Origin of the sequence: Kineococcus sp. R86509 (assembly GCF_042466365.1) — a bacterium.
GTDB lineage: Bacteria > Actinomycetota > Actinomycetes > Actinomycetales > Kineococcaceae > Kineococcus.
Map to the genome: position 1 here is coordinate 1,138,910 of NZ_JAXHCE010000001.1, position 16,749 is coordinate 1,155,658.

The 16,749-nt window shown below is 74.4% G+C and carries 16 protein-coding genes; 12 read left to right on the top strand and 4 right to left on the bottom strand.

Going from position 1 to position 16,749, the window contains the following annotated elements:
- Positions 1–158 precede the first annotated feature (158 nt).
- On the top strand, positions 159–815 hold the full coding sequence (locus SJY07_RS05330) for a copper resistance protein CopC (RefSeq protein ID WP_380157510.1): 657 nt from the start codon (positions 159–161) through the stop codon (positions 813–815).
- Here SJY07_RS05330 and SJY07_RS05335 read toward each other — a convergent pair.
- Complete coding sequence (locus SJY07_RS05335; RefSeq protein WP_328295281.1) at positions 787–2,001, bottom strand: MFS transporter; 1,215 nt, start codon at positions 1,999–2,001, stop codon at positions 787–789. The two genes, SJY07_RS05330 and SJY07_RS05335, sit on opposite strands and share 29 nt — an antisense overlap.
- A gap of 104 nt (positions 2,002–2,105) precedes the next feature.
- On the opposite strand from SJY07_RS05335, the gene SJY07_RS05340 reads away from it, so the two are divergent.
- From SJY07_RS05340 to SJY07_RS05350, 3 genes are all read left to right on the top strand, one after another.
- Positions 2,106–2,993 (top strand): LysR family transcriptional regulator, encoded by an 888-nt coding sequence (locus SJY07_RS05340; protein WP_380157512.1) that lies wholly within the window; start codon positions 2,106–2,108, stop codon positions 2,991–2,993.
- Positions 2,994–3,051: 58 nt separating this feature from the next.
- Positions 3,052–3,195, top strand: a complete 144-nt coding sequence (locus SJY07_RS05345) for a hypothetical protein (RefSeq protein ID WP_380157514.1) — start codon at positions 3,052–3,054, stop codon at positions 3,193–3,195.
- Between the two features lie 149 nt (positions 3,196–3,344).
- A complete protein-coding gene (locus tag SJY07_RS05350; protein WP_380162182.1) occupies positions 3,345–4,115 on the top strand; it encodes a glycoside hydrolase family 76 protein in 771 nt (256 codons plus the stop codon).
- Positions 4,116–4,197: 82 nt separating this feature from the next.
- On the opposite strand, the gene SJY07_RS05355 is transcribed toward SJY07_RS05350, so the two are convergent.
- Positions 4,198–4,821: a superoxide dismutase gene (locus SJY07_RS05355; protein ID WP_380157516.1), complete on the bottom strand. Its 624-nt coding sequence runs from the start codon at positions 4,819–4,821 to the stop codon at positions 4,198–4,200.
- Positions 4,822–5,008: 187 nt separating this feature from the next.
- Between SJY07_RS05355 and SJY07_RS05360 the strand changes: the two genes are divergently transcribed.
- The 4 genes from SJY07_RS05360 (at position 5,009) to SJY07_RS05375 (ending at position 10,162) form a co-directional block, all read left to right on the top strand.
- Positions 5,009–5,728 carry an HAD family hydrolase gene (locus SJY07_RS05360; protein ID WP_380157518.1) on the top strand — a complete coding sequence of 240 codons (720 nt, stop codon included), beginning with the start codon at positions 5,009–5,011 and terminating at the stop codon, positions 5,726–5,728.
- 143 nt (positions 5,729–5,871) lie between these two features.
- Positions 5,872–6,261, top strand: coding sequence for a cold-shock protein (locus tag SJY07_RS05365; protein ID WP_380157520.1), 390 nt, complete (start codon positions 5,872–5,874; stop codon positions 6,259–6,261).
- Positions 6,258–7,112, top strand: coding sequence for a DUF3027 domain-containing protein (locus SJY07_RS05370; protein WP_380157521.1), 855 nt, complete (start codon positions 6,258–6,260; stop codon positions 7,110–7,112). The genes SJY07_RS05365 and SJY07_RS05370 overlap by 4 nt, the downstream gene beginning before the upstream one ends.
- 53 nt (positions 7,113–7,165) lie before the next feature.
- A complete protein-coding gene (locus tag SJY07_RS05375) occupies positions 7,166–10,162 on the top strand; it encodes a sacsin N-terminal ATP-binding-like domain-containing protein (RefSeq protein ID WP_380162184.1) in 2,997 nt (998 codons plus the stop codon).
- 7 nt (positions 10,163–10,169) lie between these two features.
- Here SJY07_RS05375 and SJY07_RS05380 read toward each other — a convergent pair whose 3' ends face one another.
- Positions 10,170–10,421 (bottom strand): DUF2530 domain-containing protein, encoded by a 252-nt coding sequence (locus SJY07_RS05380; protein ID WP_328295275.1) that lies wholly within the window; start codon positions 10,419–10,421, stop codon positions 10,170–10,172.
- 46 nt (positions 10,422–10,467) lie between these two features.
- Here SJY07_RS05380 and SJY07_RS05385 point away from each other — a divergent pair, with 46 nt between their 5' ends.
- Positions 10,468–11,226 carry an SDR family NAD(P)-dependent oxidoreductase gene (locus tag SJY07_RS05385; protein WP_328295274.1) on the top strand — a complete coding sequence of 253 codons (759 nt, stop codon included), beginning with the start codon at positions 10,468–10,470 and terminating at the stop codon, positions 11,224–11,226.
- 113 nt (positions 11,227–11,339) lie between these two features.
- Positions 11,340–12,560: a PLP-dependent aminotransferase family protein gene (locus tag SJY07_RS05390; protein ID WP_380157524.1), complete on the top strand. Its 1,221-nt coding sequence runs from the start codon at positions 11,340–11,342 to the stop codon at positions 12,558–12,560.
- Here the strand turns inward: SJY07_RS05390 and SJY07_RS05395 are convergent.
- Positions 12,534–14,768, bottom strand: coding sequence for a putative bifunctional diguanylate cyclase/phosphodiesterase (locus SJY07_RS05395; protein ID WP_380157526.1), 2,235 nt, complete (start codon positions 14,766–14,768; stop codon positions 12,534–12,536). The two genes, SJY07_RS05390 and SJY07_RS05395, sit on opposite strands and share 27 nt — an antisense overlap.
- Before the next feature lie 174 nt (positions 14,769–14,942).
- On the opposite strand from SJY07_RS05395, the gene SJY07_RS05400 reads away from it, so the two are divergent.
- Positions 14,943–15,392, top strand: coding sequence for a MarR family transcriptional regulator (locus tag SJY07_RS05400; protein WP_328295271.1), 450 nt, complete (start codon positions 14,943–14,945; stop codon positions 15,390–15,392).
- Positions 15,389–16,675, top strand: a complete 1,287-nt coding sequence (locus SJY07_RS05405) for an MFS transporter (protein WP_328295270.1) — start codon at positions 15,389–15,391, stop codon at positions 16,673–16,675. Before SJY07_RS05400 ends, SJY07_RS05405 begins: the two co-directional genes overlap by 4 nt.
- Positions 16,676–16,749 lie beyond the last annotated feature (74 nt).

The window sequence follows — 16,749 nt, forward strand, 5'->3', positions numbered from 1 at the left end:
ACGGTTGACGTGTCGTGTGCACTAAGTGACGTTCGGTAATTCAGTGACGACGGAGTGCAGCCAATCGGTTACAGCGCGTGGCGTCAAGGTGACCCGGGGCACTCGTTCACTCCGCCGGACCGTCCGAGCTCTCCAACGACGCTCCGTAGTCTGTCCCCGTGCAGACGTTCAGCGACCGACGGACCACCCGCACCACGACGGGCCACGCCACCCAGCGCCCGGGACGGCGCCGCGCCGGGGTGCTGCTCCTCGCCGGGCTGCTGACCCCCGTCCTGCCCGTGCTGACCGCCGGTCCCGCCGCCGCCCACGACCGCCTCGAGTCGACCGACCCCGCCGACGGCTCGACGCTCGACGTGGCACCGGACGCGGTCGTGCTGACGATGTCGTCGGCGCCGCTGGCCCTCGGGACCCAGGTCCAGGTCACCGGCCCGGCCGGCGTGGTCTCCTCGGGCGAACCCCGGATCGTGGACGAGACGATCACCGAGCCCCTGACCAGCGACCTCCCCGCGGGTAGCTACGAGGTGCAGTGGCGGGTCACGTCCTCGGACGGGCACCCGATCTCGGGCAGCTTCACCTTCACCGCGACGGGGGCGGCGACCCCGACGGGCACCACGACCCTGGACCCCGTGCCCACGGCCGCCCCGAGCTCGAGCAGCCCGGGAACCTCGACGGCCGGGACCGTCGACCCCTCCAGGCCCGACTCCGGCAGTGGCGACGGCGCGGGCAACGGCGCCCTCATCGCCATCGCGGCGGCGATCGTCGTCGTGGGGGCCGGCACGGGCGGGATCATCGGCTACCGGCGCCGGCAGCGCTGACCGCAACCCGCCGCCCGGCCCGCTCGAGGCGCAGGTCGACCAGCCAGACGAGGATCGTCAGGACGCCGAACCCCGCCCCCACGGCCGAGACGAGGGCCCAGCCGCCCGCCCCCCAGGCCGCCGAGCCCACCGCGGACCCGAGCGCGCCGCCGACGAAGTACGTCGTCATGTAGACGGAGTTCAGCCGGGAACGGGCCGCCGGGCGCAAGGGGTAGACGACGTTCTGGTTCGAGACGTGGACGGCCTGCAGGAACATGTCGGCCAGCCCGAACCCCAGGACGAAGAGCAGCAGCGACGTCAGCCACGTCGAGGCGGAGAGCCCCAGCAGCCCCCAGGTGAGCACGAGCCCGACGGCCCCGACCCCCGTGGTGAGCTGGCCACGGCCCGCGTCGGCCATCCGGCCGGCGACCGAGGCCATCGACGCCCCCGCCACCCCGGCGAGGCCGACGAGGCCGATCTCGAGCTCCGACATCCCGAACCGCGGACCGGCCAGCAGGAACGTCGTCGTCGCGAACAGCACCGAGATCCCGGCGAAGCCCAGTCCGCCGAGCAGGGCACGGGTCCGCAACCGCGGCAGTTCCGCGACGAGACGGGCCCCGGACCGCAGCGTGGCGAGGTAGCCGCCCGTGGCCTGCGGGACGCTGCTGGGCAGCTTGCGCCGCAGGACCACCGCGATGACCACCAACCCGACCGCGACCACGGCGTACGGCGCGTGCCAGCCCGCGACCTGCGCCAGCGCACCCGAGACGCTGCGCGCCAGCAGGGCCCCGATGAGCAGCCCGCTCATGACCGTCCCGACGGCGCGACCCTCCCGGCCGGGTTCGGCCAGTTCCGCCGCGAAGGGGACGAGGACCTGCGCCGCGACGGAGAACACCCCCGCGATCGCGGTCCCGAGCACGAGCACGGCGTAGTTCGGGGCGAGCGCGCAGACGGCGTGCCCGGCCGCCGCGAGCAGGGCCAGGACGGTGAGCAGCCGGCGACGCTCCAGCAGGTCCCCCAGCGGGACGACGAGCAGCAGCCCGAGGCCGTAGGAGACCTGGGCCACGGTCACCAGAGCAGCCGCCCGGCCGTCGCTGACGGCGAGGTCGCCCGCGATGGTGTCCAGCAGCGGCTGGTTGACGTAGTTCCCCCCGACGGTGAGTCCGGTGGCGACGGCCATGACGAGCAGGAGCGGTCGGGTCAGCACGCCACCATCGTCGTCTGCCCCGGGTCCGACTGTCCAAGCGGTCGAACCGGCTCGATCGATCGTTGATCGCGATCGACGAGTGCCGCCGGGGATACCGTCGGCCGGTGACCCCCCTGCAGCTGCGCTGCGTCCTCGCCGTCGCCGACGGCCTGCACTTCACCCGGGCCGCCACCGACCTCGGCATCGCGCAGTCCGCCGTGAGCCACCAGGTCGCGACCCTCGAGGAGGAGCTCGGGACCCCGCTCTTCGAGCGCACCAGCCGACGGGTCCGGCTCACCGCGGCCGGTGAGGCGGCGCTCCCCCGCGCCCGCGCGGTGCTCGCGGAACTCGACCGGTTGCGCACCGACGTGGTCGCGGCCTCCGGCGCGATCGAGGGCCGGCTGCGGATCGGCACGATCCCCACGCTGCCCGACCTGCGGATCCACGAGGTGCTCGCCGCGCTGCACCGCAGTCACCCCGGGATCCGCGCCACCGTCACCGTGCACAGCAGCGAGGTGTCCCTGGCCCAGGTGGCCGCGGGGACCCTGGACGTCGGCGTCGCCGGGTTCCCGCTGGACTCCCCACCCACGGGCGTGGAGGTCGAGGTGCTCGCCACCGAACCGCACGTCGCCGTCGTCGCCGCCGGGCACCCGCTGCGGACGCGCCGCCGGGTCCGGCTGCGCGACCTCGCCGGCCTGCCCTTCGTCGACTTCCCGGCGGGTACGGGGGGACGGCGCCAGAGCGACGAGGCCTTCACCGCGGCCCGCCTCGCCCGGGACGTCGTGGTGGAGACCGACGACCTCCCGCTGCTGCTGGACCTCGTCCGCTCCGGCCTCGGGGTGGCCCTGCTCCCGGCCTCCGCGGTGGGCCCGGCCCAGGGGGTGCACACCCTGGCCGTCACGGACGGGCCCGCCCGGCGCAGTTGCGTCCTGCACGCGGGACCGGGGTCGTCGGCCGCGACCCGGGCGTTCCTCGCCGAACTCCGCGGGCACCTGAACCGCGAGGGTGGTTGACCACTCGCAACTCACGGTGAACGTTCTCAGGCCTCGACACCGACGTCTGGAGCGCTCCGTGCAGAACCTCACCCGACGCACGATCCTCACCGGCATCGCCGCCACCACCACCGCCGGGCTCGCGACCCCGGCGGCGCAGGCGGCCGACCGGGGTTCCCCCTGGGCCGACCGGGCCGGGAGCGCCTGGCGGGCCTCGACCTGACGGGGATCCCCGGCGGCGCGGGCCGTCGCTACCGCCACGGGCTGCGCGATCTGACTGCGGCGCAGTAGCTCTACCGGACGATCGCCGGAACGACCGGTCTCCCCGGGTTCGCGTCCGCCCCGCTCCCCCCGTACGCCGGCGGCGGGGACCTGTTCTACGACGACAACGAGTGGGTGGGACTGCTCGACGTCCAGGCCCACGGGATGGCGCCGAACCCCACCGCCCTGCGCGAGGCGCGCAGGATCTCCGACCTCGTCGAGTCCGGCTGGGACGTCGACCCCACGCACGCCGATCCCGGCGGGGTGTTCTGGACGCAGGCACCGTGGAGCACCGACCGCAACACCGTGTCGAACATGCCCGGGGCGGAACTCGCGCTGCGGTTGTTCCAGCTCACCGGCGAACGCCGCTACCTGGACCGCGCGCAGAAGTACCACACCTGGACCAACCGGTACCTGCAACGTCCCGACGGCCTGTACTCCGACCACCTCGGCCTCGACGGGACGATCGAACCGACGGTCTGGTCCTACGACCAGAGGGTTCCCGTCGGGGTGAACACCCTGCTCCACCGGGCGACCGGTGAGCGCAGGTACCTGCGCGAGGCGCGCCGCGTCGCCGACGCCTCGATCGCCCACTTCGTCGACGGCGGTCGCGTCGACGACCACCCGCCGTTCTTCAACTCGATCTGGTTCAAGAACCTGCTGCTGCTCGAGTCCGTCGTCGGCGGCTGCACCTACCGGAACGCGATGACGGCCTACGCGGAGCGGGTCTGGCGCCACCGCCGCGACCCCGCCACCGGGTTGTTCCACTTCCCGCACGACGGTGTGCTGGACGGTTCCACCCAGCTGCTCGAGCAGGCGGCGGTGGTGCAGGTGTTCGCGGTGCTGGCCTGGGACCCCGCCGACCACGCGACGCTGTCCTGAGGCGAGCACCTCGGGGCGATCGGCCCGGGAACGAGAAAACCCCCCACCGCACGGTGGGGGGTCGCTCGGCGCTGCGGGGTCCTCAGGGGACGATGAGGCCCACGGTCTGGCTGCGCGCACGCTCGAAGCGCGAGGCGGCATCCGCCCAGTTCGCGACGTTCCACCAGGCCTTGACGTAGTCCGGCTTCACGTTCTTGTAGTCCAGGTAGAAGGCGTGCTCCCACATGTCCAGCACCAGCACCGGCACCAGACCCAGGGCGATGTTGGACTGCTGGTCGTAGAGCTGGACGTTGACCAGCTTCTGCCCGATGGAGTCCCAGGCCAGGATCGACCAGCCGGAGCCCTGGATGCCCAGCGCGGTGGCGGTGAAGTGCTTCTGGAAGCCCTCGAAGGAGCCGAAGCTGTCGTCGATGGCCGCGGCGAGCTCACCGACCGGCTTGTCGCCGCCGTCGGGGCTGAGGTTGGGCCAGAAGACGGAGTGGTTGACGTGTCCGCCGAGGTTGAACGCGAGGTTCTTCTCGTGCAGGTTCACGGTGGCGAAGTCGTCGCTGGAGCGGGCTTCGGCCAGCTTCTGCAGGGCGGTGTTCGCGCCGGCCACGTAGGTGGCGTGGTGCTTGTCGTGGTGCAGCTCCATGATCGCCCCGGAGATGTGGGGTTCGAGCGCGGAGTAGTCGTAGGGAAGGTCCGGAAGCGTGTAGTCAGCCATGCGTTTCCTCTTCACTCCTCGTCAACGTGACGTGCGTGGGACGAGGACCGGCGGCACCGACCCCGCCTCGCACCGTGCACCATCGCGCAGCCACGAGGGGTGCGCAACCGGCGGTGGAAAGCGTCTCACCGCGTGATCACCCCCGGCGCGCCGGGGTCGGCCCGGGACGAGCACCTACGCTGGGGCCATGAGCACCGTGCCCGAGGCCGTCGGGGACCCGAGCCGGAACGCCCCCGCGGCCGGCGTCCCGGTCGTCGGCTTCGACCTGGACATGACGCTGGTCGACTCCAGCGACGGGATCGCTGCGACCCTGCGGGCCGTGCTCGCCGAGGTCGGCATCACCGTCACCGCCGCGGACACCTGGCCCTACGCCGGGATGCCGCTCGAGCTCATCCTCGCGGGCCTCGCCCCGGGGACGCCCGCGGCGGCGATCGAGACCCTCACCGCGCGCTACCGCCAGCTCTACCCCTCCCTGGGGATCGCCTCGGTGCGCGCCTACCCCGCCGCCGCCGCGGCCCTCGCCGCACCGGCCGCGCACGGTGGGCGCAGCGTCGTCGTCAGCGCCAAGCACACCCCGAACGTGCACCGCGTCCTCTCGGTCACCGGCCTCGCCGGGGCGGTGCAGGACACCGACGTGACCGGCGACCTCTTCGCCGAGGCCAAGGGGCAGCGGCTCGCCGAGCTCGGAGCGACGGCCTACGTGGGCGACCACCCGGGTGACGTCCGGGCCGCGCAGGTGGCCGGAGCCGTCTCCGTGGCGGTCACCACCGGCTCCCACGACGTGGCCGCGCTGCTCGACGCGGGAGCCGACGTGGTGCTCGCCGGCCTGGAGGACTTCCCCGACTGGCTCGCCACCCACGCCGCCGACCTGCAGAACGGGAAGCGCGCGGTCCCCCTCCCCCGTTAACCTGGGGGAGACCGCCGGTACGGCGCGTCCCCGGGCTCCCGCCCGCGGGTGCGCCGCAGCCGGCTCTCACGACACCGAACGCACACCCGCCGGAGCGCGCGGACACCCCGCAGCGCCCGCACCGCAAACTGGAGAAGGTTCCTGTGCCGACTGGCAAGGTCAAGTGGTTCGACGCCGACAAGGGATTCGGCTTCCTCGCCGCCGAGGACGGCGCCGAGGTCTTCGTGCACGCCTCCGCGCTGCCCACGGGCACGGCGACGCTGTCCAAGGGCAGCCGCGTCGAGTTCGGCGTCGTGCAGGGCAAGAACGGGACGCAGGCGCTCTCGGTGCGCCTGCTCGACCCGGTGCACTCCGTCGCCCGCGCCACACGGAAGAAGCCCGAGGACATGGTCCCGATCGTGGAGGACCTCATCAAGCTGCTCGACGGCGTCTCCGGCACGCTGCGCCGGGGTCGCTACCCCGACAAGAACGCCGCGGGGAAGTTCGCGACCGTCCTGCGCGCCGTCGCCGACGACCTCGAGGCCGGCGCGTGAGCGAGGACACCGCGGACACCGCTCCCGGCGCGAAGAGGGCGAAGCGCGCCCGCAAGCCCTCCCTCGACGCCGCCGCCGGCGGTGCCGTCGAGCTCGCGCGCGCCGCGGCCGAGGACGTCGCCGAGGCGGGCAGCGTGGGCGAGTACCTCGACGCCTCCGCCGAGGGCGACCGGATCGTCAGCCACGCCTTCGCGTGCCTGCTGCCGGGCTACCGCGGCTGGCGCTGGACGGTCACCGTGACCCGCGCCTCCCGCGCGAAGAACGTGACGGTCAACGAGGTCTGCCTGCTGCCCGGCGAGGACGCCCTGCAGGCGCCGACGTGGCTGCCCTGGGACCAGCGCATCGCCCCCGGCGACGTCGGCCCGCAGGACACGCTGCCGCGCCGGGAGGACGACCCCCTCCTCGACCCGGGCTACGAGTGGACCAGCAACGCCGACGCCGACGAGCTCGCCCTCTGGGAACTCGGTCTGGGTCGCGAGCGCGTCCTGAACCTGGCGGGCCGCGACGAGGCCGCGACCCGCTGGTACGAGGGTGACCGCGGCCCGAAGAACGAGATCACCGAGCACGCCAAGGCGCCCTGCTCGACCTGCGGGTACTTCCTCCCGCTCGCCGGCTCGCTGCGTCAGGTCTTCGGCGTCTGCGCGAACGAGTGGTCCCCCGAGGACGCACGGGTCGTGAGCCTGGACCACGGCTGCGGCGCGCACAGCGAGACCGACGTCGAGGTCACCGCGGACGCCCCCGCCGTCCCGCTGATCGACGACCTCGACCCGGAGGGGTTGGAGCTGGTCCCCTCGGGGACGGGCGCCGACGAGCCGCTCGAGGACGAGCTCACCGCCGGAGCCGGCAGCTGACCGACGCCCACGGGGTCGATCCGTTCGGCACCGCCGCCCTGCGTGCCCGCGTCCTGGCCGCCTGGAACGACTCCCCCGCGCGGCTGCGCGAGGACGCCAACGCCGAGGAGGACGCCTCCCTCGGCGCCTACCGCGACCGGCTCGTCGTCGAGCTCGCCCAGAACGCGGCGGACGCCGCGTCGGCCGCGGGCGTCGAGGGCCGGCTGCTGCTGCGCCTGCTCGACGACCCGGCCGGGGGTCCGGGCCGGTTGCTGGCCGCGAACACCGGCACCCCGCTGGACGCCGCCGGCGTGCAGGGTCTCGCGACGCTGCGGGCGAGCGCCAAGCGGGACCCGGCCACGGCGGTCGTCGGCCGGTTCGGCGTGGGTTTCGCCGCCGTGCTCGCGGTCTGCGACGATCCCGCGGTCCGGTCGGTCCCGGGTGCCGTGCGCTTCTCCCGCAGCGCGTCCGCCGACCTGCTGAGGTCACGGGGCTCCGCTGCGCTGGTCGCCGAGGTGGACGGTCGGGACGGTCACGTCCCGGTCCTGCGACTGCCGTTCCCGGCTCCCGACGCAGCGGCCGTCCCCGCGGGCTACGACACCGTCGTGGAGCTGCCGCTGCGCGACGCCGACGCGCGGGACGCGGTCGAGGCGCTGCTCACGGGGTCCCTCGGGGGTGTCGACGACGTGCTGCTGCTGGCCCTGCCGACGCTGGCCGAGATCGTCGTGGAGGTCCCGGGTTCGCCCCCTCGTCGCCTCGCCGACGTCCACGAGCGGTGGCGGGTCCTGCGCCGCAGCGGTCGCCACGACCCCGCCGACCTCGCCGACCGCGGGGTCGAGGACCGGCGGCGCCTCGGCTGGCAGCTGACCTGGGCGCTGCCCACCGTGGCGGAGGCCCGGACGCCCGGGGTGGTGTGCGCCCCGACCCCGACCGACGAGGACCTCCCGTGGCCCGCGGTGCTGGTGGCGACGTTCCCGCTGGGTCCCGACCGGCGCCGGATCGCGCCGGGACGGGCCGCGGACGTCCTCCTCGACGCCGCCGCCGACGCGTTCTGCGCGCTGCTCAGCGAACTCGCCGGCGACGGCGGGGACGCCCTCGCCCTGCTGCCCTACGGCGCCGCGGCGGGTCGCGTCGACGCCGAGCTGCGGCTGCGCGTCCTCGACCGCGCCCGGGACGCCCCCGTGCTGAGTGCGGTGGAACGCGTCGACGGCGCACCGATGCTGCTGCGGCCGAGTTCCGCGGTGGCGCTCACCGGTGCGGGGGCGGACGACCCCGCCCTGCTCGGGGCCCTCGCCCCGGCGTTGGCCGGTCTCGTGGCGGCACCGCGCGCGGTGGACCGGCTGCTCACCGAGCTCGGGGTGACGCGCCTCGGTCTGGCCGACGTGCTGGACCTGCTGCCCGGTCTGGACGCCGAGGGCAGCCGCGAGCTGTTCGCCGCGTTGGCCCCGCTCGCCGCGGACCCCTCCGCGCGGGAGGCGATGTCCGGGCTGCCCGTCCCGCTGCTCGACGGGCGACGCGTCCACGGGGCCCGCGGGACGGTCCTGCTCGACGACCCCGACCTCCTCGGGACGCAGGCCGCGCAGGTCTTCGCCGCGCACGGTCTGCGGGTCGTGGACCCGGCCGCCTCGCAGGGGCCGGCGCGGGACCTGCTGGTGCGGCTCGGGGCCCGTGAGGGCGGGGCGTGGGCCGTGCTCACCGACCCGGCGGTCCGCGCCGCGGTGGCGGCCTCCCCCGACGCCGAGGATCCCGACGAGGTCGCCGCGGCGGTCCTCGACCTCGTCGCCGCCGTCATCGGCTCGCGGCCGGGCTCCGCGGCCGAGGAGGAGACGGTCCTGCGGACGGCGCGGGAACTGCCCTGGCTGGCCGACCTGGCCCTGCCCGACGTCGAGGACGACCTCGCGCCGGCCGGCGCGCTGCTGCTGGCCGGGACGCTGGCGGAGCGGGCCTTCGACCCCGACGACGTCACGCCGGTGGCTCCGGAGACGCTGCAGGAGTGGGGGTCCGACGTCCTGCGGGCCGTCGGGGTGCTGTCCGGTCCGGCCCTCACCCACGTCGCCGAACTCGACCTGAACGACCTCGAGGGCGCCGACGAGGCGGGGCTGGCGGGTTTCGCCGACTACGTCGAGGACGTCTGGGCGGACCTGGCGGAGGAGGGCGAGGCCCTCGTGGCCGACGTCGTCGTCGTCCGCGACCTGGACCTGGTCCTGGATGCCTGGCCCGAGGTGCTGGCCGACCTCGCGGGGTCACCGACGGGGCTGCAGGCCCTGACCGGTCCGTGGACGCTCGGCGCGCACCGGCGTCAGGGTCTGGTGGCGTGGTGGCTGCGCCGTCACGGCCCGCTGCCCGACGTGTCCCGCGCCCCCGACGGTGCGGCCCCGTCGTGGCTGTCGCTCGCCCCGGAGTGGGTCGCGCCGCTGCCCCCGCTCGCCCGGCGTGCCCTCGGCGTGCTCCCCGACCTGGCGAGCGCGAGCGCCGACGACCTCCCCGGGCTGCTGCGGGCCAGCGCCGGCTCCCCCCCGGCCGCCGTCGACCTGATGCTGCTGTGGGCCCTGCTGGGTCGCTCCGCGCAGGCGGCGGTCTTCGCTGCGCCGCAGCGGTTCGCCGCCCTGGACGCGGCCGGTGCGGTGGTCGTGGCCGAGGCGGACGACGTCGTCGTGGTCGACTCCCCCGCGTGGGCCCAGCGCACCGACCTGGGGCCCCGGCTGCTGGTCCCTGCCGCCGCGGCGACCGCGGTCGCGGACCTGCTGGAGCTCGACCTCAGCTCCGAGCGCGGCGCGGGCCGGCTGGAGCACCCCGTCGGGGAGTCGCGCACGGTCCCCGCGACGGTCGGCGTCCTCGCCGCGGGCGTCCCGGCGACCTGGTCGCAGGTGACCTCGTTGCGGTGCGACGGACAGCCGGTGCGCTTCTGGGTGACCGCGGAGGACGAGGTGATCGCGGTCGACCCGGCCGCCGCGGCCTGCGGGCTGGCGCAGGTCGCGGGTGCGTGGCCGTTGCGCGGGGCGCTCACCGAACTCCTGACCACCGACTCACCGGCCGCCGTGCTGGGCGCGGAGCTCCCCGGCCTCCCCTGAGCGACCGTCAGGCCGACGGGGGCGGGGTCCGCTTGTCGCGGCGGTGCAGGAAGGCCAGGCCGACGACGCCGAGCAGCAGACCCGCCACGCACGAGCCGAGCCAGCGGCCCTCGCCCGTGCCGCGGACCTCGGGGACCGCGAGGGCGACGACGAGCAGGACCGCCCACACCCCGAGTCCGACGAGCACGGCCCGACGGTCGTCGGTGCGCAGCGGCGGGGGCGGCGGTTTCGCCTTGGACGGCGGGAGGAACAAGGGCACGGGGCCAGTGTCCTCCCCCCGCGCGCGATCTGCTGGGATGACCCGCATGGCGCTTGCACCGCAGACCTCGGGACCCACCACCCAGCGAACCGCCCTCGTGACGGGAGCCAGCAGCGGCATCGGCGCCGCCACCGTGCGCGCGCTGGCGGCCGCCGGGTTCTCGACCATCGCCGCCGCCCGTCGCGTGGACCGCCTCGAGGAACTGGCCGCCGAGGTCGGCGGCCGCGCCGTCGCCCTCGACGTGACCGACGCGGCGTCGGTGGCCGCGATGGCCGCGCAGGTCGGCGACGTGGACGTCGTCGTGCACTCCGCCGGGGGCGCCTTCGGTTCCGACACGGTCGAGAACGGTGACCCCGAGGGCTGGAAGGCCATGTACGACATCAACGTCGTCGGGGTCCTGCGCGTCCACCAGGCCCTGCTGGACGGGATGCGCCGCGGCGGCAACGGCCACGTCGTCGTCCTGGGGTCCATCGCCGGGTTCGAGGTCTACCCCGGCGGCGGCGGCTACACGGCGGTGAAGCACGGGGTGAACGCCCTGTGCCGCACCATGCGCCAGGAACTGCTGGGCGACCCCGTCCGCGTCACCGAGATCGCCCCGGGCATGGTCGAGACGGAGTTCTCGCTGGTCCGCCTCGGCAGCCAGGAGGCGGCCGACAAGGTCTACGACGGGCTCACCCCGCTGAGCGCGGACGACGTCGCCGACGTCATCGCCTTCGCCGTCACCCGCCCGCCGCACGTCGACCTGGACAAGATCGTCATGCGCCCGGTCCAGCAGGCCGACGCCGCCCACGTGCTCCGCCGGTAGGCTCGGTCGCGAACGCTCCTCACCCCGGCCGCGTCACCGTGCGCGCCGCGCCGCGACGCCACCACCCGTCGCGCCACGGCACGAGTCCCGTCACCCGCGCCGAGGAGCCCCCCGTGACCACACGCTCGATCCCGCCCGCCCCGGTCAGTTCCCGACTGGCCGGGGTGCGTTCCTCCCCCGTCCGCGACCTGCTGGCCCTGGTCGGCGACGAGGACGTCATCTCCTTCGCCGGCGGTCTGCCCGCGGCGGAACTCTTCGACGTCGACGGCCTGCGGGAGTCCTTCGTCCGTGCGCTGTCCGGTCCGGCGGGACGGCGGAACCTGCAGTACGCGGCCACCGAGGGTGACCCGGAGCTGCGGGAACTCGTCGCCGCCCGGCTGACCCGCCGAGGGGTGCCCACCGGTCCCGACGACCTGCTGGTCACGACGGGTTCGCAGCAGGCCCTCACGTTGCTCACGACCGCCCTGCTGGAACCCGGCAGCGTCGTCGCCGTCGAGGAACCGAGCTATCTCGCTGCGCTGCAGACGTTCTCGCTGGGCGGAGCCCGCGTCGTGGGCGTCGCCTCCGACGAGGACGGTGCGATCCCGGAGTCGGTGGAGGAGGTCTTCCGGGAGCACCGCCCGAGCGTCCTGTACCTCGTCCCCAACTTCGCTAACCCGACCGGCCGGACCCTGTCGGGGCCGCGCCGGGCCCGGATCGCGGAACTGGCCGCGGAGCACGGGACGTGGGTCGTCGAGGACGACCCCTACGGCGAACTCCGCTACTCCGGTGAGCACGTGGCCGCGCTGGCCGCCGACCCCCTGCTGGCGGACCGGTGCGTGCACCTCGGCAGCTTCTCCAAGATCGGGGCGCCGGGGTTGCGCCTGGGCTGGGCCCGGATCCCCCGGGCGTTGCGCCCGGCGGTCGTCGTCGCGAAGCAGGCGGCCGACCTGCAGACCTCCACCATCGACCAGGCCGCCGCCGCGGACTACCTGGCCCGCGCCGACCTCGACGCCCACGTCGCCCGGGTCGTCACCGCCTACCGCGAGCGCCGCGACGCCCTGCTGGCCGTGCTCACGACGGAACTCCCGGCCGGGAGTTCCTGGTCGCGCCCGGACGGCGGGATGTTCACCTGGGTCCGCCTCCCGGACCCCGACGGGATCCTGGACACGGCGGCGCTGCTGCCCGCGGCGCTGGCGGCGGGGGTGGCGTTCGTGCCGGGGGCCTCGTTCTTCGCCGGGGCGCCCGACCGGGCGACGCTGCGGATGTCGTTCACGACCCACGCGCCGGACCGGATCGCCGCGGGGGTCGCCCGGCTGGGGGCGGTGCTACGCGCCGAGGATCCCCACCGGTAGCAGCGAGGCGTCCACGGGCCGCCCGAAGAGGTAGCCCTGACCGCGATCGCACCCCATGTCCTGCAACATGGTCGCCTGGAGCTCGGTCTCCACGCCTTCGGCCGTGACGACCATGCCGTGGGCGTGGGCGAGGCTGATGAGCGCCCGGACGACGGCCTCGGCGCGGTCGGAGGTCCCCAGCGGTCGGACGAAGCTCATGTCGATCTTGAGGAAGCTGAGCGGGAACCGGTCCAGGTAGGACAGCGAGGAGTACCCCGTGCCGAAGTCGTCGAGGCCGACGCGCGCGCCCATGCTGCGCAGTTCCCCGAGGCTGGCCCGGGTCGTGCTGGAGAGGTCGATGAGGGTCCGCTCGGTGACCTCGCAGAGCAGGGACGTGCCGGCGGCACCGGTGGACTCGACGCTGTGGGCGAGGCGGTGCGCGAACGCGGGGTGCTCGAGGGTCTTGCCGGAGACGTTGAAGGAGACCTGGAGGTCGACGTCGGCGCGACGCCACTCCCGCAGCTGCCGCAGCGCCTCGCCGAGGACCCAGGTGTCGACGTCGACGATGAGGCCGGTGTCCTCGGCGGTGTCGACGAAGTGCTTGGGTTCCAGCAGTCCCTCGACCGGGTCCTCGAGGCGGACGAGGGCCTCGGCGGCGACGAGCTTGCGGTTGTCGCGCAGGTCGACGATGGGTTGCCAGACGACCCGCAGCCCGTCGGTGCGCAGGGCCCGGCGGACGCGGTGCTCGGCGTCGCGGCGGGCCTGTGCCTGCTCCCGCATGGCGGAGTCGTAGACGGCGACGCGGTCCCGGCCGCCGTCCTTGGCGCGGTAGAGCGCCATGTCCGCGCTGCGGAACAGGTCGTCGGCGGTGCCCTGGTGCCCGACGGCGATCCCGGCGCTGGAGGTGCACACGAAGGGTTCCGGCAACCCGGGCAGCAGCATGGGCGAGCGGAGTCGGCGCAGCAGGTCGCGGGCCATGATCGAGGCGGCCTCGGGACGGGTGATCCCCGGGACCATCACGACGAACTCGTCACCCCCGAGGCGGGCCAGGGTCGCCCCGGGCGGGGCGGCGTCCTCGAGGCGCACGGCGACCTGGCGCAGCAGGGCGTCGCCGATCTGGTGGCCGAGGGTGTCGTTGACGAGCTTGAAGCGGTCGAGGTCGAGCAGGACGAGGGCGACGGCGTCGACGGCGGTCGCCTTCTCGAGGGCCTCGGCGAGGCGGATGTCCATGACGGAGCGGTTGGCCAGGCCCGTGAGGGAGTCGCACTGGGCGAGCCGGACGAGTTCCCCGGTCGACTTCTCCCCGGCCGAGACGTCCAGGACGAGGCCCTGCACGACGCTGGAACTCGTCGTGGCCAGGGGGACGCTCATCCCGAGGAACGTGCGTTCGGTGCCGTCGGTGGAGCGGACGCGGAAGGGGTAGGGCGCGGAGGTCCCGGCGTGCGCGGCGGGGTCCTCGACCCCGGTGAAGGGGCCGCGGTCGTCGGGGTGGACGCCGGCCCGCCAGGTCTCGAGGTCGGGGTCCGGGTCGGAGGCGCTGCGCCCCAGCATCTCCCGCAACCGGTCGTCGAGGCGGAGGACACCCGTCACGGGGTCCCACGACCAGGAGCCGAGCCCGGCGAGGCGCAGCGCTCCGGACAGCAGCAACTGCGCGCTGGTGGACTCGCGGTCGGCGCGCTGGGCGTCGGCGGTGGCGACGAGGGCCCGCCAGGAGGCCCCGCCGGCGGCGGCGAGCACCTCGAGCGTGGGCGTGGTGGTGTCGGCGACCCCCCAGACCGCGAGGCGTGGGGCCAGCGGGTGACCGGGGACGAGTTCGACGACCGCGGACGGTGACATCCGGGTGAGGTCACTGCCGGTGATCCGGCGGCCCTGGACGAGCAGGATGTCCCCCCGCGCGGCCAGCACCTCGAGTTCGCGGTGGCGGGAGCGGGCGACGGTCTCCAGCAGCAGGACGCGCTGGTGGCCGCAGCGGTGGACCTCGGAGACGAGCTCCTCGGCCAGGGAGGCGAGGTCGCGCGACTCCGCGAAGCGGCGCTGGGCGCGCAGCAGGGCGGCACCGGCGCTGAGGTGGGTCGTGACCGTCGTCCGCACGACCAGGTCGGACTCCTCGTCGAGGTCGACGTGGACGGAGCCGTCGTCGTGCGCCTGCTGCTCGGCGACGGCTGCTGCGGCACGTTCCAGGGCCCGTCGTGCTCTGCGGGTGGCCGAGGCCGCCGGGGATCCACTCACTCGTCCGCTCCACCCTCCGCGCCACGGGACAGGAACGCCCGCCGAACCACTACGCAACGTCACCGACTCTAACGCGCCGTAGGCCCCCGTGGAAGCTCGGTGCGATTCTCACAGGTCCGTCACCCAACTGGTTGCCGTTGGTAATTAGCCGCCCTAACGACTAAGCTCGACGACGTGCCTGCCGCCCGTACCGATCCGAATCCCACCGCCCTCGACCAGCTCGCCGTGGACCTCCGCGTCTCGCTGCTGCGGACGGCCCGGCGGTTGCGGGCGCAGAAGAGCGTCGACGAACTCTCCGACGCGCAGTTCTCGGTGCTGGCGCACCTGTTCACCCAGGGACCGCGCACGCCCGGGGAACTCGCCGAGGCCGAGCACGTGCGGCCCCCCTCGATGACCCGCACGATCGCCGGTCTCGTCGAGCAGGGTCTGGTCACCCGCACCGACCACCCCGACGACGGTCGCCAGGTCCTGATCTCGGTCACGGACCGCGGCCGCGAGGTGGTCGAGGAGACGCGGGCCCGGCGCGCGGCCTGGCTGAGCCGGCGGCTCGAGAGCCTGACCGAGGCGGAACGCGCCACCCTCGCCGAGGCCGCCCGCATCCTGCGCACGGTGATCAGCGAGTGAACCAGACCTTCCGCTCGCTGCGGCACCGCGACTACCGGCTGTGGGCCGGTGGCGCCGTCATCTCCAACACCGGCACCTGGATGCAGCGCGTCGCCCAGGACTGGCTCGTCATCCAGGTCCTCACCCACGGGTCGGGCACCGCGGGCGGGATCACCACGGGCCTGCAGTTCGGTCCGATCCTGGTGCTCGCGCCCATCGCGGGGACCATCGCCGACCGCTTCCCGCAGCGCCGCACGCTGATGCTGACGCAGGCCGCGATGGGCTTCCTCGGACTCGTCATGGCCGCCCTCGTGCTGTCCGGACGGGCCGAGCTCTGGCACGTCTACGTCCTGGCCGTGCTCCTCGGCTGCGTCTCCGCGATCGACGGGCCGGTGCGCCAGACCTTCGTCAGCCAGCTCGTCCCGCGCGAGGACCTGCCGAACGCGATCGGCCTGAACTCCGCCTCGTTCAACTCCGCCCGCCTGATCGGCCCCGCCCTCGCGGGCGTCCTGATCGCCTGGATCGGGACGGGTCCGGTGTTCCTCCTCAACGCGCTGTCCTTCATCGCCCCGATGTTCATGCTGCACCTGATGCGCCCCGCCCACCCCGTCCCGCGGGAGCGGCCCGCCAAGGGGACGGGAGGCATGAAGGAGGGGCTGGCCTACGTCCGCGCCCGTCCCGACCTGCTGGCGATCTTCGCCCTCGTCGGGGTCATCGGGACGTTCGGGCTGAACTTCCAGCTGACCAGCGCGCTGATGACGAGCGTGAAGTTCCACACCGACTCCGCCGGGTTCGGCCTCGCGGGGACGGTGCTGGCGGTCGGCTCGCTGGCCGGCGCCCTCGTCGCCGCACGCCGCGAACGTCCCCGCTACCGGCTGGTGATCGGGGCCGCGTTCCTGTTCGGGGTGCTCGCCTCGGTGGCCGCCCTGATGCCGACCTACGCGCTCTACCTGCTCGTGCTGCCGTTCATGGGCCTGGCCTCGCTCACCCTCATGACGTCCGCCAACGCGACCGTGCAGATGAGCACCGAACCCCGCATGCGGGGTCGCGTGATGGCGATGTACATGTCGCTCATGCAGGGCGGCACCGTGATCGGCGGCCCCGTCGTCGGCTGGATGGGCACGCGCTACGGACCGTCGTGGTCGATCCTCGTCGGCTCGATCCCCTCGATGCTCATCGCGATCGCCGTCGGGATCTACCTGCTGCGCCGCGCCAGGGTCCGGGTCAGCTACTCGCTGAAGAACACCCCGCACCTGCGGGTCGTCCCGATCGACGCCGGCACCCGCGACGCCGCCGCGGCCTGACCTCTCGCCCGGCCCGCACCCGACCTCACATCCCCGCTCACGGTGACGGGACCAGACCGCGGCGGGGCGAGAAT

What these genes read in the sequence shown, in the direction of transcription:
- SJY07_RS05355 (WP_380157516.1), bottom strand. Translation starts at nt 4,821, where the DNA reads ATGGCTGACTACACGCTTCCGGACCTTCCCTACGACTACTCCGCGCTC.
- SJY07_RS05360 (WP_380157518.1), top strand. Translation starts at nt 5,009, where the DNA reads ATGAGCACCGTGCCCGAGGCCGTCGGGGACCCGAGCCGGAACGCCCCC.
- SJY07_RS05385 (WP_328295274.1), top strand. Translation starts at nt 10,468, where the DNA reads ATGGCGCTTGCACCGCAGACCTCGGGACCCACCACCCAGCGAACCGCC.